12 protein-coding genes are annotated in these 22,220 nt (G+C 52.4%); 7 read left to right on the forward strand and 5 right to left on the reverse strand.

The genetic code is table 11. The features are described 5' to 3' along the window. The first annotated feature begins 352 nt into the window (after positions 1-352). The 6 genes from Enr10x_RS26515 to Enr10x_RS26540 are packed head-to-tail and all read left to right on the forward strand — an operon-like array spanning position 353 to position 5,597. The gene (locus Enr10x_RS26515; RefSeq protein ID WP_197997380.1) at positions 353-1,246 is read left to right on the forward strand and encodes an RDD family protein; all 894 of its coding nucleotides are present in this window, start codon (positions 353-355) and stop codon (positions 1,244-1,246) included. Beyond that, complete coding sequence (locus tag Enr10x_RS26520; protein ID WP_145452030.1) at positions 1,239-2,318, forward strand: stage II sporulation protein M; 1,080 nt, start codon at positions 1,239-1,241, stop codon at positions 2,316-2,318. The genes Enr10x_RS26515 and Enr10x_RS26520 overlap by 8 nt, the downstream gene beginning before the upstream one ends. After that, positions 2,315-3,235: a hypothetical protein gene (locus Enr10x_RS26525; protein ID WP_145452032.1), complete on the forward strand. Its 921-nt coding sequence runs from the start codon at positions 2,315-2,317 to the stop codon at positions 3,233-3,235. Before Enr10x_RS26520 ends, Enr10x_RS26525 begins: the two co-directional genes overlap by 4 nt. Further along, positions 3,232-4,017, forward strand: a complete 786-nt coding sequence (locus Enr10x_RS26530; RefSeq protein WP_145452034.1) for a DUF4129 domain-containing protein — start codon at positions 3,232-3,234, stop codon at positions 4,015-4,017. Before Enr10x_RS26525 ends, Enr10x_RS26530 begins: the two co-directional genes overlap by 4 nt. Continuing rightward, entirely contained in the window at positions 3,989-5,230 is a 1,242-nt protein-coding gene (locus tag Enr10x_RS26535) for a DUF4350 domain-containing protein (protein ID WP_197997381.1), read from the forward strand. Before Enr10x_RS26530 ends, Enr10x_RS26535 begins: the two co-directional genes overlap by 29 nt. 13 nt (positions 5,231-5,243) lie before the next feature. Further along, positions 5,244-5,597 (forward strand): Rieske (2Fe-2S) protein, encoded by a 354-nt coding sequence (locus Enr10x_RS26540; protein WP_145452038.1) that lies wholly within the window; start codon positions 5,244-5,246, stop codon positions 5,595-5,597. On the opposite strand, the gene Enr10x_RS26545 is transcribed toward Enr10x_RS26540, so the two are convergent. From Enr10x_RS26545 to Enr10x_RS26555, 3 genes are all read right to left on the reverse strand, one after another. Beyond that, on the reverse strand, positions 5,594-6,277 hold the full coding sequence (locus Enr10x_RS26545) for a metal-dependent hydrolase (RefSeq protein ID WP_145452040.1): 684 nt from the start codon (positions 6,275-6,277) through the stop codon (positions 5,594-5,596). The two genes, Enr10x_RS26540 and Enr10x_RS26545, sit on opposite strands and share 4 nt — an antisense overlap. A gap of 77 nt (positions 6,278-6,354) precedes the next feature. Continuing rightward, positions 6,355-14,352 (reverse strand): hypothetical protein, encoded by a 7,998-nt coding sequence (locus Enr10x_RS26550; RefSeq protein WP_145452042.1) that lies wholly within the window; start codon positions 14,350-14,352, stop codon positions 6,355-6,357. Positions 14,353-14,510: 158 nt separating this feature from the next. Next, complete coding sequence (locus Enr10x_RS26555) at positions 14,511-18,062, reverse strand: hypothetical protein (protein ID WP_145452044.1); 3,552 nt, start codon at positions 18,060-18,062, stop codon at positions 14,511-14,513. Positions 18,063-18,461: 399 nt separating this feature from the next. On the opposite strand from Enr10x_RS26555, the gene Enr10x_RS26560 reads away from it, so the two are divergent. After that, positions 18,462-19,844, forward strand: coding sequence for a hypothetical protein (locus tag Enr10x_RS26560; RefSeq protein WP_145114669.1), 1,383 nt, complete (start codon positions 18,462-18,464; stop codon positions 19,842-19,844). Positions 19,845-19,882: 38 nt separating this feature from the next. Here Enr10x_RS26560 and Enr10x_RS26565 read toward each other — a convergent pair whose 3' ends face one another. Next, positions 19,883-21,418 carry an HTTM domain-containing protein gene (locus tag Enr10x_RS26565; RefSeq protein ID WP_145114671.1) on the reverse strand — a complete coding sequence of 512 codons (1,536 nt, stop codon included), beginning with the start codon at positions 21,416-21,418 and terminating at the stop codon, positions 19,883-19,885. A 75-nt stretch (positions 21,419-21,493) separates the two neighbouring features. Continuing rightward, positions 21,494-22,048, reverse strand: coding sequence for a hypothetical protein (locus Enr10x_RS26570; protein ID WP_145452046.1), 555 nt, complete (start codon positions 22,046-22,048; stop codon positions 21,494-21,496). Between the last annotated feature and the right edge of the window lie 172 nt (positions 22,049-22,220).

Consider the following 22,220-nt stretch of genomic DNA (forward strand, 5'->3'; position numbering starts at 1 on the left):
TACACGTTAACATCAATAGTTCCTCACTCTCATTTTATTCAGGGAACAACTCAGAAATCAGTATCATCTCTGTTTTCCGTCAGACAAACGGAACAAAAAGGCGACTCTGTGACGCCCGGGAACAGAACCTGCACTTCATGCCGGAGATGACACTTCCAATTAATACCGACAGGTACGCTCTGATTATATCCGGTTCCCGTGGTGAGAGAAAATGAGGAATTCCGGTTTTCATAAAAATTTGTCACGGTCATGGATAACCGTACCGTTTTTCCTCTATAATCAGCGATGTAGTTTGTCTCCTCCCGGGATACTCTGTCATCAATTGATACACCAGGTTAATTCAGCACCTTCCATGGCCACAGTGACATCAGAACTGGAACAGACACAGAACTCAGCCGTCTATCAGGAAGAGGTCTATTCCAATCAGCCACAAAAACTGAGCCTGGAAATGCAGATTGAAACCCCCGAGAATGTCATTCTGACATACCAGCTGGCAGGACCAGCCCAGCGCTACCTGGCCTATCTGATTGATCTGATGATCCGCATGATGGCCCTGTTTGGATTGTGGATATTTGTCACTCCCATGCTGAGTATCGTCCTGCCTGGCACGGCCATCGGGCTCCTGCTCGTACTGATGTTCCTGAATACGTGGGGCTACTACACGATCTCAGAAGGATTCTTCAAGGGACAGTCCATCGGTAAACATTTTTGTGGCATCCGTGTGATCCGCGAAGGAGGCTACCCGATCACGTTCTGGCCGGCCGTGCTGAGAAATCTGGTACGCAGCGCAGACTCGATTCTCTTTTACGGGATCGGTATAACGACCATGCTGTTGACCCGTCGTTTCCAGAGGCTCGGCGATCTGGCAGCGGGCACCGTGGTCATTCAGGAACGCTCTCTAAAGCTCCCACGCAAGCCGGTGATCCTGGATAAAATCAAACCACTCGATAAAAACGAAATCGGCAGTTTTCTGCCGCGCGATGAAGTACTCTCGCTGATCGATGAATTCATCGGACGTAGACACGTCTTAACGTACGAACGGGGACATGCGCTGGCCGGTATCCTGGCCCAGAATCTGGCAGAGCGTCTGCACTACACCGGAGACGAAAAGAAGGTCACTCACTACCCTATGGCATTTCTGGCCGCGGTCTATAAAACGTTCAGTTTCAGCCAGGAGGAAGAAGAACAGGAAGTCGTTTCCGAATACCTGAAACAGGCCGGGTTTGGGGAGTTTCGCGATGAATAAGCATAAGTTTATCCAGGAACGTCGCCCCCAGTGGAAACGCTTCGAGGAGTTTCTGCAGAACTCATCCAGGAGATCCCTCTCTAAACTGGAAGCAGAACAGATCACGGAATTTTCTCAACTGCTCCGCGAAGTCTCCCATGATCTGGCGACGATTCGCTCTCGGGGCTGGGGACACGATCTGATTTCGTATTTAAACGATCTGGTTGCACGGGGGCATAACCTGTTTTATGGTGCTCCCCCCACTAACATCGCGGGTTTCTATCGCTACGTGTCCATCGACTTTCCCCGGCTGTTTCGAGCCAATATTGGCTATTTTCTGACTGCCTGCCTGTTATTCTTCCTGCCCTTGGGAATCAGCTGGTATGTGGTGCAGAACAACCCCAGTCTGGCCACCCGGGTTATTCCCGAAGAAATGATGACGCGCTTTGATCAGATGTACTCAGATCAGAAGGATACGGAATCTGAAAATGCAAAAGAGGATGAGACAGAATCTGAAGAAGAGTTCGGGGGTTCCAGCTTTGGGGATGAACGGGCTACCATGGCCGGTTTTTACATTAACAATAATGTGGGCATTGCACTGAAATGTTTTGCCCTGGGAATTCTGCTGGGCATCGGGACGGTCTACACGCTGCTGTTTAATGGAATCTTCCTGGGAGCCGTCTCCGGATATGTCATCAGCCAGGGACACGGCGAACGATTTTTAAGCTTCGTCATCTCGCATGGCTCCTTTGAATTGACAGCGATCGCCGTGGCCGGTGGGGCCGGTCTGATGCTGGGGAACGCGCTGATCCATCCCGGCCAGAGAACTCGATTTCAGTCGTTGCAGGTACGGGGACTGGAAGCAGTTCAAATCGCAGGGGGTGCTGCTGTGATGCTGGTGGTGGCGGCACTGATTGAAGCGTTCTGGTCGCCTTCCGCTGTCTCACCGATGCTGAAATACATTGTCGGCAGTGTTCTCTGGTTAATTGTCTTTCTGTACCTCGCTTTTGCCGGCCTGCAGTCTGATCAATCGTCTTTGCCCGTAAGCCAGCTTGAGCCATCAGAGAAGTCAGGGGAGCGTCACTCAGCATGATGCGATTTGAGAATATCAATATTGCCCTGGTTCCCCGAAAAGCCAGCAGTTGCCTGGATCTGGCGATTCGTTTTTATGGACGATTCCTGATCCCGATCCTCAAACTCTGGGCAGTCATCGCCATCCCGACCTGCACCCTGGTGTACTGCCTCAGCTATTACTTTTTGTTGGACCTGAGAACCGCGCTGACGATTGCCTTCTTTGCCTCATCCCCGATGGGAGTGCTGCTTACCTGGAATTCAGCCCTGTTTACATTTGGCAATACTCAGGGGATCGGCAGCCTCAGACGTCAGTTTCGCTTCCAGATGATCCCTCTCATGCTCCGCTGCCTGTTCGACAGAGCTCTGTTTTTTGTCGGGCCTGCCCTGCTCTTCTATTCTGGCAACATTCTCAGCTTACTGGGTTTTGTTTATATCTTTTTTCCCGGGACTCTCTTTCTCATACGAAACGGATTCCGCGTTGAACAGGCCGTTCTCGACTATGCCGGCGTGGCCTCACAACAGGACGCCTCGCATGATCATCGCACGAAAGATCTGATCTCGAATAATTTCAGCTCCCTGTTTGGACGCGGTCTGGCCGCCTTTCTGTTCTGTTATACCCTGACCTTCATCCTGTTTATCACCTTTGATTACCTCTGTTACATCCTGCTCGAATTTCCCATTCTAATCGGACAGATCCCTTATCTGCTGGACCCTAAAACCATTGATGAATCACTGGTAAACATCATGTTGTTGATGACGACAGACCCGCGCGTACTCACAGTTCTGACTGCGTTCATTCTGCTGGTCTATCCCATAGGCCGCCTGACCTGGTTCTTTACCTATATCGACCTCCGTGTCCGCCTCGACTGCTGGGACATGGAACTCCGCATGACGGAAGTCTCTGAGAATCTGACGTTCAAGGAGGTTTCATTATGACTGGTTGCCGGTTCCGATTCCTGATAATAGCCGCCAGGCTGCTGATCCTCGCCAGCCCTCTACTGTTAACCAGCATCGTCGCTGCACAGCCCGGGGAGACACAATCAGCCGATTTGTCCTCCCCCGATCAGGTAATGCTGAAGCAGGACATGCAGGAAATTCTCAAACGACCTGAATTTCGACATCTGACGCGTGAACGCCAGCTGACCCAGGATGCCGACGTCGATCTGGATGACTGGATTAAGGATTCTCCCCGTCAGTCCAGCTATGATACATCCGCGATCAGCGGCGCCGCAGGTGCCCTATTCATGTTTCTTTCCTATGCGAGTGTCGTCTGTGCCTGCGTACTCGTCCTGTTTCTACTGTATAAAGCTGTGGTGGGCTTCAAGTATTCCAGAGAGAATAAAATGGACACCGCCAAACCCCAGTTGCAGGGCGAGATGGTTCTGGAGGAAAACGTGTCTCCGGCAGAGTTTGCAGCCGCAACCTACCTGGAACGGGCACAGGATCTGGCGAAAGCCGGTGATTATCACAAAGCCATCATCCAACTGTTATACGGTTCCATGAGTTTTATCGAACGCTCAGGCTGGATCCGTTTTCGCAAGGGATTGACTTATCGTGACTACCTGCGGGCAGCCCGGCCGCATGGCCTGCCTGGCGAATCACTGCGTCAGATGATTCGCACTTATGAACCTCTGGGATTCGGTCGCCGGGTCGCGACCCGCGAACATTTTGAAAGTACACTCCAGCTTTATGAATCAGCCTTCCAGAAAAAAACGTGAACGCAGAAATGCGGGCTGGTTCTGGCTGGCTGCACTCTGCATCTTGTTACCACTGCACCTCTGGTTTCCGGAATTCGGTACCGGTGCGCTGGATGATTCCTACAGTTCCTCAGCCAGTGGAAAAAAGGCATTCTATCTCCTGCTGGATCAAGAATCGTATCACGCAGAACGCAACCGGACACCACTGAGCGTCCTGCTGCAGTCACTCGATTACGGTGATACGCTCTGTATTCTGGGACCAGCCCGCTATCCCAGTCCCCTGGAATGGTCGGCCCTCCTGGCATGGGTTGAAGAGGGAGGGAAGCTGGTCATCTCCGCCAACCCCGATCACCCGCAGTTCAAGATTGAAGCGCTCGAAATCAGCGTGGCCTATCTGGACGAAGTGGAACGGGACAATATTCCCATCGCCCAAAAAGAAGAAGACAAAGATGAAACAGGCCTGAGCCTTGTCCTGGAAAGCGAACACGACCTCCTCGAAACCCAGGCAACCACCGTTTTCCCCGATGCACCGTCACTCGTCTGGGACACCAATGCCCGGGTCACTTCTCCATCAGGTCAGGCGTTGATCACGGCCGGTGAAACACAGCAGGCCATTCGCCAAACCTATGGCCTCGGAACAATTGTTGTTTCCGCTTCTTCGGAAATCTTTTCGAATCAGTCGATGGTCGATGGCGGCAGCGTGCCCGCTTATCGTCTGATCGAGGCTGCAGGGCACCCTGATTATCTGGTCGTGGACGAATCACTGAATGCGTCCGGAACATCCAAGGTTGTCGCCCTGCTGATCGACCCGACTTTCCGCCCACTGACGATCCAGTTGCTGATCACCCTGCTGATCTTCGGCTGGTGGAAAAGCAATCGCTTCGGACCGATCCTGTCCTCACACATCCTGCCGCGTCATAATATTGTCTCGCATACCGATAACGTCGGTAATTTACACTATAAAAAAGGCAACGGTCGTGCTTTACTATTCTCCTATATCAAACAGCTGTTTTCGGAGCTGAACCTCAGGCATTTTCGTGGTGAAGAGCATCGAGTCCTCGATCCCATCGCACGTCGTCTGCAGGAAGATCCGCAACAGATTAAAACCTTCCTGAAGCAGGCTGCCCAGATTGCGAAAACCAAAAAAGTCAATCGCCACCAGATGGGCGACCTGATCCGGAAGTTGTCAAAAATCAGACAGGCAGCACTGCCTGGAAAATACCAGAAGAAATAACGAAAGTACGTTTGTGATTACCTACCATTCGATCGCCAAAGTGGGTGATATTCCTGAAGGTGAAGGGCGGGCTTTTCATCTCGAAGGCCTGATGATTGCCGTCTTTCTCAAAGAAGGCGAGTATACTGCCATCAATGATTTCTGCCCGCACCAGGGGGCTCCCCTTTCAACAGGCTATGTCGACGAACAGGGCGCAGTCACCTGTCCCTGGCATGCCTGGCGGTTCTGCATCAAGGACGGCACCTGGCTGGATAATCCCAGATCCAAGCTGCAGGTCCCCGTCTACCCGGTCCGCATTGAAGGCGACGAGATCCAGGTCGGTCTGGAACTTCCGGATAAGGAAGACGATTCCACTTCCGAGGATTAAAGTTCGCAGGAACCACCCGGCTCCAGAACCAGAGGCTCAGCTGTGGTCTGACTCCGTATCTGATGTGCCCAAACAGCGGCATCCTGTGCGATCAGTGGCCAGGTATTATAGTGCGTGGGCAAAACCCGCTTCGGATTGATCAGCTTCGTGGCACGGACTGCATCTTCCGGCCCCATGGTGAAATTATCTCCAATCGGTAGGATTGCCAGATCGACGCCCTCTTCGCCGATCAGTTTCATATCATAAAACAGACCGGTATCCGCGGCGAAATAAATAGTCCCCTCGCTCAGTTTCAAAAGAACCCCGCAGGGATTGCCCCCATTACTCCCATCCGGCAACATTGAACCATGATGCGCGATCGTCAGTTTAACGGTCCCGAATTCATGGGTATAAGAGCCTCCGATGTGCTGGGGATGCACATTCTCAACCCCCTGCTTGCCCATCCAGTCGATGATTTCGAAATTGGCTACCACCAGTGCTTTGGTGCGTTTCGCGATATCGACGGTGTCCCCAACATGATCCCCGTGCCCGTGGCTGACAATAATCGCATCAGCCTGTACTGCATCCGCAGTGGTCGATGCACTGGGATTTCCCGTCAGAAATGGATCCAGGAGAAGGGTTTTACCATTGGTTTCAATCTGAAAGGCGGAATGTCCCAGCCAGGTGATCTTCGTAGCCATGCTTGCCTCGGGCGGTTAAAAGAAAAGGGTTGTCCTGAAATCCATACCTGCAAGATACAACAGATCGATTGGGAATTTCAAGCAGTTCGTTTCATCCACTGGCTGCTCAGGCAAATCGCTCCCAGCAGAAAACAGATTAATGCAAAGCCGCCCACCCAGCCAGTGAGGAATAACCAGCCAGCCAGGCCCGCCAGTGTCAGAGCCATGCCCCCCCATTTCCAGAGGAAAGCCGAATTGGAAAATCGAGTCACAAACAGTATCAGGCAGATCAGGACTGCCCCCCAGACAATCGTCCAGACCAAGGCAGAACCAAAGGCGAACGTATTCTCAGGTCGGACCTTTAACGCCAGTTTCGGATGGCCATTGACCTTGCTGAATTCCAGTTTGTGTCCCTGCAGGGGGATGTCGAACTTCAGCGAAATACCACCGGCCTGTGTCCAGCCAGCCTGCTGAGAACTCTGTTGTTTACCCTGTTGACTGACCTGTTTTCTGTCCTCCTCTCTCCGTTTCGTTAACTCATCCCACTCTTTCTTATCTCGTCCAAATCTCAGATCGGGGCGGTATGCATCAGACAGTGCTTCTTCGACATCATTTAATTGATTCCAGACATTCGCTTCTTTGGAATCCCTTAAAGACCGATTGCTCGCTTCGCGGTCCTTGAAGCGGTCTTTCCATTCTTTTGTAACCTGCTCGCGTGTCTTATTAGGAAACCCACCACCCATCCCGCCAGCGCCTCCCTGCCCTTCTGGAGCGGGTGCCTGATTAGGCATGGCCTGCTGTTGCTGCACACCCAGTTGAGGTAATCCAAAATCATTCGCGTTCTGCAGACTCTGCTGCCTTCGTAACGCCCGGCTGTCAGTCGGCGCCTTCTGGCCCCCCTTCTTTTCCGCTAGATCTTGAGGCTTCACATTCCGAATAGTGAAGCTTTTCAGTTGAGGAGGCGTCAAGGGACCTTGGAACAGATCAACTTCACTCTCCTGTGTCTGAGCCGTCGGGGCACGATTTAGTTTATACAGCGACGCATTGTTACCTGTCACCAGCTGGTTGAAGGCCTCCTCAGAATCAAAATCTGCTACCCCATTGGTATTCGCAGAATAGCTCAACATTTTGTCTTTCTGAGCCTGGCGCTGTTGCTCCTTCCGCTGCAAATCGGTGATCTGCTGTTTGATGCGCTCTCCCTGTCCCTCGAGTTGAGTCTGCGGAGCGTTATCCAGTTTCAGTTCCAGTTGCTTGAGATTATCGATGACACGTTTGCGAACCCGGTCGCTCTTACTGCCGCTGTATACGGAGTAGAGATTTTCGACATCTTTCACAACACTCGACATGGAAGCGTCCACTTTGCTGTAATCCGATTCGGCCAGAACCAGTGACATATTAGTCCGCGGGTCATCCAGCAGCGGAGTTGCAGAATAGTCATTGGGCACATAAACAGCCCATTTGGTTTGTGCCACGGGAATTCCATACTCGGCATTTTCGGCGGGTGTGATGATCCGGGGTGGATCTAAATCGATTGTTTTCCCCTGCCAGTTGAATGCTCCCTGAGGTAAGTGGGCAGCCAGACGACCTGCGATGATCAGATCCACTGAAAAAGAAAGATCAGCCGCACTCGTTTTCGGCAGGGCCAGTAAATACGTCTCATGGTTCTTGGGAGCGTTTTCATCTTTTTCTGTCTGCTGTTTGAGTAAAACAGGAGCGGTGGGAACTCCTTTTACAAACGCGCTCAGAACCCGCGAATTTTCCGGCAGCCTGATCGCCAGGAACTGTCGAGAACGATTTCGCAGACGGTAGTTTGCATGCGTCTTCCAGCTGCCGTCGTGAGCCAGTACGGTCGTCAGTTGTGACAGATTCACGGCAGCAGCGGCTCCCTGGTCTGCCTGAAACTGCTGTATCTGATAAACGGGGGACTTCCCGCTCGCCAGCAGACGCGCCAGGGTCATCGCCTGGTTGGCCAGAGTATCGTCGAGCTTCAGCGGCATTTCTTCGCGATCAACCGGTGAAATGGATTCGGGATTTAACAGATTCAACCGCGCCCAGCTGTGATTCACGAGCATGAAATAATGCTGCTGCGTTTCCAGTTCCGTCGTCTGCGAATCTACCTGAATGCTGGTGTTCATCACACGAACCTGAGGAATTTCGATCTTACCGTCTACTGGAGGAGCCTGCGTGGTTTCCGCGGTAATAAAATAAGTTCCCTCAACCGAGTTCTGCAGATGAATTGTCCATTGGATGATCTCATTCCCAATCACACGTTTGTTGATCTGACGGATCGAGTCCCCCCGGAAGTCCAGGTGCTCACCCAGCCACGCGGGCGTTGTAAAGGACAGGAGATCGGTTGCGGCCCCCTGGATTGACCACTGAATGCCCACCGTATGGCTAACCGAAACATTACCCACAGTCGTCATCACCAGTGAATTGGCAGTCACATTCGGTTGCGCGGGGGTCAATTCCAGTTTAATCCACTCAGGCAATTCTGCCGTTGAACGATAGGCAAACTGAGGCAGGCGGGGCCGTTGCCCTTTCAGTTCCGGAGATAGATCGGCAGACGAAATGGCGCGCCAGTCATCCAGTTCGGAGGCACGGGCCACCAGAGATTCATCAACCCAGATCGCCAGGTCGCTGCGTACCGAAGAAACCACCAGGGGAGTCGGCATCATAACCTCTGCCTGCTGCTGGTTCCCCTGACGCGGTATCACTCCATCGACGACAATTTCCGCCAGATTCGTTTTCAGTTCCGCAAACTCCAGAACCAGCACCCGCATATCGTCGGCATTCTGTTCGATTACATACCAGTCATCCAATCCCTGCGCCTGGACATTCAACACCAGGTAGGACTCTGGCAGTTCCATCACAAAAGTCGATTCGGGAATCCCCTTGAGCTGATATCGAATCCGGCTGGAAAGGCTCATTTTGCGGGGTGTCACGAACACCGCATGCTCGGCAACCGCCTGTTTTTCCGGCTGTTTGCGCGAGAGAAAGAACTGCGTCTCAACAGGCCTCCGGGAAAAACGATAAGCCCATTGGGGCTGCAGACTCTGTCCGGATACTTTCCAGACTGGCGACCCCGATTCCGGGTTCACAAATTTCTGAGTATCGATTTGAATGGCACCAGTGATCTTTTCCGGACGAATCTGGAACTGGGGTTCTGAGTACACTCCAAGCGTCCCTGTTTCATTGGTGATATTTTCCGGCACAAACTGGGGCAGGCTCAACGAACGATTCTGCTTCCCGACAGACAAAGACTGAAACGCCATCAGGCTGATCTGTGTCGTGTCTTTAATATCGCGTCTGAAAAAGACCTTAATGCGACGTTCTTCTCCCGTGCCTACGATTTCCCAGCCACCGACATCGGGACCAGTGACAGACTGAATGCGGATGTCTTCAGGAACTTTCAACAAAGCCTGATTAATGGTTCCCTGACGTACGTGATACTGATGCACGCTGTGCAGCCGCAGGCCGGCGTCCTGCACGATGGCAGACAGATTCGTGTCGCAATGGATAATACCCTGAATCGCACCTCGTTCCTCTGCTGGACGCCAGGAAATCTGCAGGTATCCTCCCTGATCAATGGGCAGTTCCAGAGTCGTCTTGCCAGCCACAGTCTGTTTACGATACGTGGCCCTGGTACCCGTCACACTGACTTGTGAACTTGCTTCGGGCAACCCCAGTGTCAAACGCCCGCTGGCCACCGCATTCAGATCGATCTTGAAGCTCCCCGCCGTGCCACTCTGCTGGGCAGGCAAATCAAATTCCAGATCCAGAATGTGCAGCCCCGCCTTGGGAATGACAATGGAGTAGAAATGTTCCGAGACGGCTTTCACGCTGGAAAACAAGTGCTCCGGATGAGTTAACAGCGTGGCAGATTTTCCGTCGAGCTGCGCACTACTAATGGCTGATTTCCCGAGGGGGACAGCCATAGTCACCGGCTGTTGACCAACCGTATGAATCACCAGCCGCCCGGTGACATGTACGACTGCCTGACCGGGTTCTGCCCCCGGGTTCAATTCAGCGGCATAGAGTGCCTGGCTGACAGTCCCTGTTGACAGAGCCTGCTGATCGACTGGTTGCTCGGGATGGGCTGCGTTCCAGAGCTTTTTGAATTCAGACTGAGGTAAAAAGATCCGCTGTGAACTGAGCGGATCGGTCCCTGCATCATAAGGAATGACCAGATTCTGAGGCAGTTTGGGAACCGGGGGTTTCACCTTGGGTTGGGCAAAACCATTGACTGGTGCCCCCAGGAAGAGCCCCAGCAACAGCAGTGTGGTGACAGTTACCTGCTTACTTTCAGCAGGACAGCACCAGTGACAGCATTTTCGAGCCAGTTTGCAGAGCAACCACTCTACACTCCAGCAGAATCCGACGAGCAGCGAGCCGGCAAAGATCCCATCCAGAATCGGCTGAACTCCTGCCGGCAGAAAAGCACTGCAGCTGACCGGCAGAAAGATTCCGATCAGCAGCGCCAGGCATCTCTGTAAACAGGAACGGCTGCGCAATAACCAGCCCAGCCAGAGCACTCCCACCAGCACCACCAGGAACAGTCGCCGACTGCTCTTGAGGGCTTGTAACGAAACATCCAGTGTCAAACCTTTCTCCACTGGTTCACCATAATATTGAAACGCCAGTGAACGATAACCTCTCGGCTCGGGTAAGGGAGCGACCACCGAGAGACGGCCGCCAAGTGCTTTCGCCGGAGGAGGAAGCTCTGCTTGAGGTTGCGCCATCTCTCCCATCACGCCTGCAGAGGTGGGCTTGCCCTGCATGCCTCCCGCCTGTCGCTTGAATTTGGCATCCTCACTTTGTTTGATTGCCCCTTGCAACCGACGCAACCGTTCGCTTTCAGATGCCGGCTCGCTCATCGTTCGCGCCAATCCATCTGCCTGCTCGCTCTTTTCAAAGCCGGGAGCAGGTGCTGCCATCGGCGTTGGATTCTCAGCGGAACCCTGTCTGAATTCCACCTGCGCATCTGAGTCAAAATAGTTATGCATCGACAATTCAAGCTGCCTCAGTTCATTTTTGGATTCAGAGCGACGCGCAGCCTCGCGCGACTGCTGCACTGCCGGCAGCATGAGGGTGACCACCACACAGAGCAGAATAAACCCAATAAACAGAGACACGACTACATTTGCGCCTCCTCTGCGATAGACAAACACACTTATCACAGCGATCAGCAACACGAAACTCGCGGCAATCACCCTGCCCCCGATATCACGGACCGGAACCACGGAGAGACGCTGACGGACCCGTTCGATCATTCCCGGTCGTCCCAGGGGCTGTTCGGGGAGAAAGTCCCCTTTACTATTCGTAATAAAGGTGTCTTTCGGATACAGAATCACCCAGGCCTGATTCAGAATCTGCAGTGGTTGAATCTGCCCTGCTCCATCGACTACAGATACTTGAGGCGGCGTCGCGGACAGTTGATCTTTCCATTCCACGTTCGAGCGGTTGGCGTCATAGAGCAGTTTCAAAATATGTGTACCATCGGACTGACTGTCAGCTGTCACGGGAATGATGAACGCCGAACCGGTCTGACGAACTTCTACCGGAGTCCCCCCAATCTGGGCTGACAACAGTTCTGATCCTTCAGGAAGAGTTACCTGCAGGGACTGAATCCCGACGGCAGAGAAAATGAGACTCGCCTCATTCTGTACTTCTCCCGCGGATCCCAGCACACTCTTGATGTCCAGCTGATGAGCAATCGCGGTGGGAATCGCTGTCTGATCAAAACGGGTTTCCTGAACCTGAATCTGGTGACCAGCCCCCACAAATCGATAGGCGGCGACGATGCGTTCCCGAGGCTGATAGGCGATTGGGACAGGCAGCTCGGCAGCATCGATGGAACTTAACAATTGCCCCCTGACACCGGTTGCTTTGATCTCCAGACGCTGATCCCCTTCCGCTTCAAAGGCGACCTCACCATACTGGCGATCTGCGGACATAATCTGCAATTGAGGAACCTGGACCACCTCTCCACTTTTACGGGGTTGTTCAACTGTCACAGTCAGGATCTGCTTGCCACTCAAACGCCGATCCATTTTCAGTCTCCAGACGCGAACTCCGTTTTGCGGTTCATCAGCTGCCTGTTCGATGATGCGTCCTGCGGTACGGAGCAGCCGAAACTGCAAGTTGGTCCCGACACTTTCCGGCAAGGCGACCATCAGAGAGCGAAAACTGCCCCGCTCAACATTCAAAGTGGCTTCATAGTGCGAAAAGAGTGTGGTCTGATCGAGTCTGACATACTGCAGGTGATGTGCGGCCATCTGCAGCGGTTTGCGGGAAACGGTCAGGCTGCCTGAATAGTTGTTGTCCTGATACTGATAGCCAAACCGCATTTTGGGAATCCGCTCCGGCATGGGCTCCAGACCGGACAGCTCGCTGGGGACCAGATCCCAGTCATCCTCGGCATTAATGACCAGGGTCCCCTCCAGAATTTTAGCCTGAGGTAATTCGATTTCGGGCAGGTTTAACAGCTGGCCTTCTGTTTCGGGGGGCCAGTTTTCCAGGTCCCGGTGGGCGTCAATAATCACTCGGGCTTCCTGATTTGCCGGCAATGCCCCAGGGAACGGCAGGCGAATCAGTTTGGTCCCCGCTTCACGCGAAGACTCTTTCCAGTCGATCTGTTGGTCTTTGAACGTCGCTCCCAGAATGGTCCACTCGGCCGGAATCTTCATCTGGAATTCAAACATGGGAGCAAACAGGCTCTCCACCGTTGTGACCAGGCGCAGATCCATCCCCTGCTCATTGATGTCAACGACCGTAGAAGACGCCATCTGGACTTCGGAACGTTTCTCCTGCGTAATCAATGAGATGCGGAAGTCCTCCTGCCAGAAATCAAAATCAAAACCAGGGCCCGCCATCTGTCTTTCAGCAGACTTCTTCCGCGGCGTGATTGATTCCTGAGCTTTGCGCCTGACATTACGGGTTTTCTCGATCTGCAAACGAACTCCGGGCGGATAGCGAATCAGGACGGAACCGACGTGCGAATTGACTTTCTCGATAAACAGATCCGGGACATCCCAGTCTTCATCCGCTTCCGTTGTCATCACGCCACGACAGATAATCTGGCGTTCGCCTTCAATGGGCTGCCTGTAATTCAGGGTAATTTCAGTTCGCCCCCGATCCCGCATGCTGTCGTTCAGCGCCCACGATTCCAGACCGGTCGACTCAACACTGACAATTTCCAGGGATTGCGGCACACTCAGGAGCACCCGATCCAGTGCCTGCCCGTAAATATTGAGCGTGGTCTGCGCCTGCCAGGCGACTTTCCCCGGACTGACTGAAACGCCGATTCCACTCCGGGCAAAGACCAGCGAGTCATTGGCCTGCTGCTGTGACTGTTCGGTAATTCTGATGCTGACCTGCCCGTCTCCCCCCACCGGAAATTCATAGGCTGCCAGCTTCCCATCCTGAGAGGATGATTTGACCTTCAGATCATTGACCACCAGATGTCGGTCTACAGGAACTTTGATTTTGAACTGGCTGGGAACTCCGGACAGCAACTTGAATTGTGAGACCTGATCGCTGCCAACCGTATTTAACGGTGCTGAGAATCGCAGTTCCAGTTGATGCTCCCCGGCGGTTTGACTGAAAAGCTGTAATACGGGCTGTTGTCCCTCACCACGGGCAATCATCGCCGGCTGTCCGTTCAACTGAGCAGATTCGACTGCCAGACCAGTCAATGGCAGGCTGACAACGGTCAGACTTTGGGGAAATTGGCGAATCGAGATTTTTGCATTGATGATTAACTGTCGTTCTGAAATGGTGGCTTCATATGCGGCCCCATAAACAATGACCCTCGTGTCAGGCAGCCCAGTTCCCCCGGCATTCACTTCCGCCTGTTTTTTCAGCTTCTCGTATTGCGCGCGGGACAGCAGCACCCCGCTGCGGTCGCGCGTCATTAAAGCGTCCAGCTGATCCAGCGGGAGATAGACTGCCGTCTCAGGCCAGTGAGGTAATTTTGAGACAGGCATCTTCTGTTTTACGGCAGCCTGTTTTTGGGCGGATTTCTGAGCGAAGAGACTTTGAGGTGCGGAGAATGACAATGTCCCCAGACAAACCAGAGTTGCAAACAATCGATGCATAACCCTGTACTTTCCCAATCCGGAGCGACCACCATTTACAACTGGTGCTGATGTATTTTTAATCATTTTATTCATGGCGAACCTCATGCAGTTTGTCGCTCACAGTCAGTTATCTTTGTTCCGGCAATTTCCGCGTAATCTGATATTCGATCGTTGTTTTATTTCTCTTCGGACTTATCGTCCTGGAAGTCATCAAACACACCTGGGGGTGGAATGACTGCTGCCGAGTTTCCATTCGTCTTCAACTGCGACGATTGACTCATCCCGGATCCAGTTCCGGAACGCAGTGCCGCAATCGTATAGACAATCCAGATGGAAACCAGTGCGAGAATTCCGAAACGGGCCGCATAGATGCCGTGCAGGATTTTGTCTGCCTGCGTCAGGCTGAACATCGCCAGGAGAAATGCCAGCAGGATCAGGACAGCCACTTTGTTTTCCCAGGACGTATTCCGCATCACCACAGCAATGATGAACAGCGCCCCTCCCAGTACCCAGCTGAAAACAGAAAGCTTCCACCAGGAAACTCCAATCTCCTGGCTGCTCCCCAGGCGGGTGAAGCTGTAAGCGCGGCCTTCTGTCGGAAAATCAATAAGAGAAACAGCGGTAGAACCAATCCAGGAATCGAAATCTGAGGCGGTTGCTGTGACACCACCCCGATGAGGAATCCCACCGGATAAATAGGGTTCGTATTCCGCTTCAAAGTCGTCTGTCGCTCGAACCAGGGCATACTCTTCCGGGATCCAGATCACAGTTTTCAACTGTTGTACGACCACATTGTCAGCCTGGGTGCCTCCCAGACGAGGTAAGAGCAGTGTTAATTTTCCACCGGGAGAATCCGTTATGCGCGGCACGGATTTGGTAAACATCAGACTGATCAGAAACGCATTACCAGAAGCCTGATCGCGGGAGACGTTTACAAAGTAATTCGTCCAGCCCTCTTCATTCTCGCTGTCATCTGCCTTTTCGAGTGGTACAGGCTGTCCAGCAACGGTGATACTTAAAGGCTCGATTCCCTCGGGCAATGCAACTTTTAACTGTTGTCGCTCACTGGATTTCATCAGGTACCGACAGCGATATGTCGAACGCCCCTCTTTACTCACTACGATTTCCACGAGTGATTTGAGCACAATCGTCTCCACGACTTCCTGAATCTGGTGTCGTGTTGACGCCAGATCAAGCATGACTGGTTGACTGAAATAACGATAGGCCAGAAAGCCTTCCTGGGGCAGCAGTGTCAGTTCCCGCAGATCGATTGGCTCCAGCTGGTCTGCCAGTTGAGCGGTTGTGACTGAGAGTGTCTTGGATTTGCTGACAGCGATTTCACCATAAACGCGTGCCAGTGGAACATTGCGTGAGCGGGGTTGATCGTCCGATTTTTCCAGACCTAGAACTTTCACAGGCTGTAAGGCAATCTGTTTTAAAGCGACTTCTCCCGCTTCGGCTTCTGCCGGCTTATCAGATGCTTTCGCTTCTGCTTCCGGATCTTCCTGATCTTTGCCCCCTTCCTTTTCAGAGGCCTGTTTTCCTTCCGCCAGCTTCTTTTCCGCAGGCTTTGCTGCCACAGCCTGTAAACCAGGTGTAATGTCGTAATTGACTGCCAGAGAATAGGGGCCCTGCACATTTCGCTGGGTGACCACCGTCCAGGTGACCCAGCCATCTACAGCTTCAGCAGCGCGACTTTTCTGTTTGATAGAAGGCGCCGGTGCGGGTGAAATCGACCGGATCTGAATCAGATCTGCGACTGCCTCCGGAACTGCGAAACGAAAGGTATCGACCCCCGCGTATTGGACCTGGTAGTCAATCCGACTGGTTACTTCCGCAATCTGTTCTTTGACTTTGATCGAGGTTGCAACATCAGCAACCAGTCGTGTTGGCTTGATCTGAATCTCAACCGGAATCACCACGGGACGACGGTTATATTCCCACACAGACGCCAGCGCCAGGTTGGATTGCCGACGCTGCTGCGGATTGCTGGCAGGCTGAGCACCGACCACATCCGGATTGCTGATAATCAGTTCCATGGATTCCGGTGCATAGATGGCGATCTGGCCTGTCTCCCGTTCCACACCAGTCGCTTCCAGCAGCGGAATGTTTACGGTTCCGGACAGATCATCCTGTGCCAGATCCCGGTGAGCACGAACCTGCAGGAGCAAATTACCCTGAAATTTCTGCTGCAGGGAGACTGTTAAGATGCGGGACTGTTTGTCGAAGTTGTACTCTTTCAAACCGGGGACGTTGACAGAGTCAATTTCCAGATCATCCGGCACTTTCAACTGGAATGAAAATATACCCGCGCGCTGGATATGATAACTCAATTGCGCACTGACCTTGATCTCGTCTTCACCAAAGTAACAGTCGGTCTGTTGTGTCACAAAAATCCGCGGTTCCAGGGGCTGGACGCGAATCTGCAGCGTGGCCGATGGATTGAAAAAGCGATAATAAACGGCTCCCGATCGTCGTAGCGGACTCGGAACATTCGAAGCTTCACTCCGGGTCACCCCTTCCATCTTCGTCACCGAAAAGGTCATTGAATCCCCGGCATCAATGGCGATCTGCCCACTTTCCCGAATGACATCCAGGGCATGAATGCCATGCGTTGCTGAATCGGACAGTCCCAGAATCTCAAATGGCTCCTCCGGAATTTCCTTTTCAGTATGAACTTCAATCTGGGCATCGTCCTGCAGTTGATTCAGAAAGTCGACCTGAATCACCTGACGACCATCGCCTTTTTCAACCTTCCAGCTTTTGATTTTCGTATTCGCCGAGGAAAGATCCAGAATACGATCATTCAGGGGAACCGCGATCCGCGCCGATTTCATATCGCCTCTGAGTACATCATATTTCAGAGTTGCCTGCGTATGGACCAGCCCATCTCGAATATAGACCAGAGTGGAATTTTCGACGCTTGCCAGAAGATCCATCTCTGGCTTACTGCTCTCCCGGGGATACCAGAGCACGCTGATCTGATCCGTCGCTCCCACAGTAGATTTGACAACGGTCGATTTCGGAGTCGATTCCGCCGGCAGACGAACCAGTTGGGGAGTGATTTTCACGGTCTGATCTGCTTCGGGAATCGTCAGGTCCAGAGTGGTGATCCCGACCGTGGGACAGACAAACTGAAAATGATGTCCTTCGGGAGAATTTTTGACGCGCGTTAACAGTTCGATTTGTACCTGATGTTCGCCTTTTTCCGAGAGGAGCAGCGCATAACGACCAGGACCGGTCCCGCGCAAAAAGACTTTCGATTTCTCTGAGGTGACTTTGCCAATCGCGGCGTCACCAAACTGCAAAGGGATTTCGACCCAGGGATCTCCCATCACCTGAATGGTCAGATCGCATTTGATCCGGGCAACGTTTTCTTCTATTGTCGTCGTGTAAGCCGAACTGGTAACGACCGCTTTCACGGGAAACTGGATTTTACCATCGGTCCCCACTCCTGCTGACTGCGACCACAGTTTCAGATACTCAATATAGGGCATAAAGACAGTTGCATCCGATTTCTGGAAAACGTCCTTAATATTCTTGAACGGAATATAAATCAGACGATCCCAGTCATCCTGCTTTTCTGCTGACGATTCTGGACCACCAGTCGCAGGCTTCTCTGCTTCGACCTTAGTTTGAGCGAGTGCGGTGTGTGACTCTTCACCCAGGAATGTGCAGGTCAGACATACCAGAAGAACGAAACGAGGAGTGCATCTCAGATAGCGCATGTAACCCACCTTTTGTACATTACTCAGTACCCAGGCATCCATTGAGAATGGACAGCAAACAGGGCAATCGCGTAAAAAGCGTCAAATTCAGAGTTTATATAATCCAGTATAGTTTTTTTGGCTTATTCACTGGAAGATTGGACGTCTGTGAGAGATGCGAAATTGCGAAAAATTTAAAAAATTTCACAAAATGGCCCGTTAAGAGAAATCTGAGCCCCTCTAACTGTTTTGTGCTCTCTGTTACAGGACGTCCAAAACTGGCTCTTCAAACTGCAGGGGGAGACAAATCGCCGTCCTGACTGCTTGCTTCCGCTTCGAAATCTGTTTAACTTCGAAAGCTGCTCTCCAGACCGCCTCCCTGCAACATCTGCTTGAAAACTCGCTAAGGAAACAGAAAGCATGCTTCTCCGTGATCAAATCCTCTCAGCTACATTTCTGATTCTGCTCTTGTCAGGCCTCGCACAAAGCCTGTTCGCAGGAGAGCTGCAAATCGTCACTTTTAATCAGGACGTCACTCCCGAACTGGGAATGCCGGTCGCTTATGCCCCAGCCCGGAAAATCGTGACACCCCTGTATGCCCGGGGAATCGTCCTGCTCTCTGACGAAAAGCCGGTGGTCCTGTGCGCGGTGGATGCGATCGGAATCGGCAACGAGGGCTACGATACCTGGCGGGAAAAAATTGCCGAGGCAGCCGGGACCTCGGCAGATCGCGTCGCTGTGCACTCGCTGCACCAGCACGACGCCCCCCGGATTGATTTCGCCACTGGACGCATCCTGGAAGCCCAGGGGCTGGGTGGTAAGAAATATGACAATGCATATTCCATGCAGTGCATCCAGAACGTCGCGAATGCGATCCGCGCGGGTTTAAAGAAACCACAAACCGTAACACACCTCGGCATCGGCAAAGCGAAAGTGAACAAAGTTGCCTCAAATCGCAGGCTGCTGGGAGCAGATGGAAAAGTCCGACTGATGCGGTGGAGTAAATCGAAATCTCCGGCTGCGATCCAGGCACCGGAAGGAGTCATCGATCCTGATCTGCGTGCCCTCTGTTTCTGGAACGGAGAACACCCAGTAGCGGTTCTGAATTACTATGCGACTCATCCCCAAAGCTACTATGGGCAGGGAGACGTCAATTATGAATTTGTCGGCATGGCCCGCGAAGCCCGGAATCAGGCTTTGCCAGGCACACTCAATGTCTACTTTAACGGGGCTGCCGGAAATGTCGCTGCCGGCAAATACAATAACGGCGAACCGGAAATGCGACCAATTCTTGCTCAGCGCGTCGAACAGGCCATGCAGCAGGCGTTTGAAAACCAGCAGAAAATGGAAGTCACTTCGTCTGACCTGCACTGGCAAACCGAGATGACGGCACTGCCTGTTTCGACTCACCTGAAACCAGACGAACTCAAGTCCATCATCAACGATACCAGTAAAACGCCCCGCGAACGTTCCTCTGCTGCATTTAAGCTGGTGTGGTACCAGCGCGCTCAAGCGGGTCATCAGATCCCCATCACCTGCCTGCACCTCAAATCAGCTTCCATTCTGCATCTGCCAGGCGAACTGTTTGTCGAATACCAGTTAAAAGCACAGCGACTGGCTCCGGAGCGCACCGTCTGTCTGGCAGCCTACGGAGACTATGGTCCCGGCTATATCTGCACTGAAATCGCCTACTCCCAGGGAGGGTACGAATCGAGCCCCGGAGCAAGTCTGGTGGCACCGCAGGTCGAATCGGTTTTAAATGCTGCGATTGAAAAACTGATCAAATCAGCTCCCGAGCAGTAACCTGCTACCATGGGGATCTGGCCTGTCAGGTCCGCTATTTAGTTTGCCATAGCGGAAAGTTTAGGAAGCAGAGTGACCGAGCGACGCAACACTTCTTTCCCTTTGGATTTGACCGAGATAAAGTAGTTTCCCGGTTCCAGAACTTCTTCGGGATAGAACTGAAATACAGCCCGCAGATTTTCGCGGGGAGCAATCTGCCCGGCACGATAAACGATGCGTCCACTTTCTTCACAGAAATGGCAGTCGACCCAGAGATCTTCATGCGGTGGATTCAGACAGCATTGCACCAGCATCGTTTCGCCCAGCATGAATTCTGACTTGCGGTTGATCAGCCAGCCTCCCACCATCTGCGTTCCCACATCCACTGAGAGAAATTTATCTTTTTCGCGCATGGTCTGCTCCGGCTTGAGCATCTGCGCTACCATTTCAGGCTCAACTTCATGCAGCGTCATTCGCCCCTCTGGCCGACGAATACCATAAGGATCCTGTTCGTATTCAACGTAGATACTCAGTGCCAGTACAGCAGCAATTCCCGTTACCCAGGCAGTCGGAGATTTCCAGCGGGCGACAGGCTGAGGCCGATATTGCTCAACCAGCGATCTGCAACGATCCATGTTCTGCTGGAACCAGCCTCCCTGTCGATAGAGTCGTCGCAGACGGGCCGACAGCCACTGCACATCCTGCTCCTTGAGAAAACAGAAGTAAATCGAGATCGAAACCATCGGGAAGATATACAGACCCAGTGAAAAAGTAGTGCCAATATGAAAGGCGGCTCCCAGTCCCAGTGCGATGGGTCGTCCCCATTTACGCCAGACGACAAAGATGAATGCGATTTCCCACACGATGGCAATATAAGACATCGCTGACACAATAATGGGGAACTGAGTCAGGAACTCACCCAGGGGATGAGGATTATTGTAGCGGGACATTGCCCAGTAAATGATCTGGTCTCCTTCCAGATAACCGGGAGTATGCAGTTTGGTCACTGCTGCTCCGAAGTAGACCAGGGCAATCAGAATCTGCATCAGGCGTTGAGGCCAGATTTCAAACCGCGGCGGTTCCGTTTTGGCATACTGAGGCCAGGTCCGTGCCGCCTTTCTCCCTTTCAACCAGCTGTCCACCGACCAGACCGCACCACAATTGGAAATCGAAAGGATAAACAGAACATGCGTGGCAATGGCAGAGTACTTGGTCGCCATGCTAATACAGTCCATGCAGCAGAAATAGGTATAGAGCACCACCGAAGCAATCAGTGAAAATCGTGTCATCCAGCCAATGCTGCAGCAGAACAGAAAGAATCCCAGAGCGGCAAACAGCCCGACAGCAACCGTGCCTGGCAGGACCGGTAAATAATCATAATAACGAAACAGGTCAGCCAGAGGCGCTGGTGCACCATCTGCAGAAAACAGTTCACGTGCAAAAGGCCAGCGGGTACAAACTGTCCCCAGCAGAACCAGGGGAACCAGCATCCGGACAATCGCCAGCCCATAGGGAACTTCTTTGGCAAAAAAGAACTGGTGGAAGCGATCACGAATCATTCCTGTTTTTGTTGAAATCACTTCTTGAGCATCCATGCTTGCAATCCTGTTTGTGGTAGCGAATCGAATTCGAAAAAAGGAACACTGTAGAAACAACTAAGTGCAGAAAGCTTAATTGCCAACCGGGGAAGACAGATGGACGGGAACATCCGGGTCATGTTGAAAACCGGGCGAGGAAACCTGCTGACCAACGGTTGTCGCAAAGAATGATCGACCGCGGTTCATATCAGATAAGAGTCGTGGATTATCACTGACCTGCAGCGTGCGCTGGCGCGTCAACCACGGAACATATGATTGCGCCACGATCCCTTCAGGAGTAATCACTTTTCGGAGACGATAATAATTCTGGAAATCTTTCTGTTCTTCATACCTTCGATCCCAGACAGCGTCGGGCAGATTATATTTCTTGCACCAGGCTTCCTCGATACACAGGATCCGGAGTATCGGCTCATGATCCGTTTTATCGAGGGTATTCATCGCCATCCGCACCCAGGCATCTCCTGTTGTATCGTAGTGACGACGTCCCAACTCACCGTAGGGCTGATAATCACCCCAGGGCCCGGGAGCGAGTTCATAATACTTGCCGCTGATCCCTTCGCCAATGATGTGAGTGCGAATGGAATAAGCGGACCAGCCGCAGAACATATCCCAGACGATGTAATACATCCCGGGGTGACTGCCTGTCCGATAAGAGAATGTATGGCTGAAAATGCCAAACAACAAGATTCCGATATAACCCGTAATTGTCAGACAGCTTATGCCACGTTTTAATAATCGCATCAGTGTCGCCTTCCCTGGCTCAACAGTGAGATCAAATTAATAAACCATTGTGAAATCG

This window comes from Gimesia panareensis, assembly GCF_007748155.1.
GTDB lineage: Bacteria > Planctomycetota > Planctomycetia > Planctomycetales > Planctomycetaceae > Gimesia > Gimesia panareensis.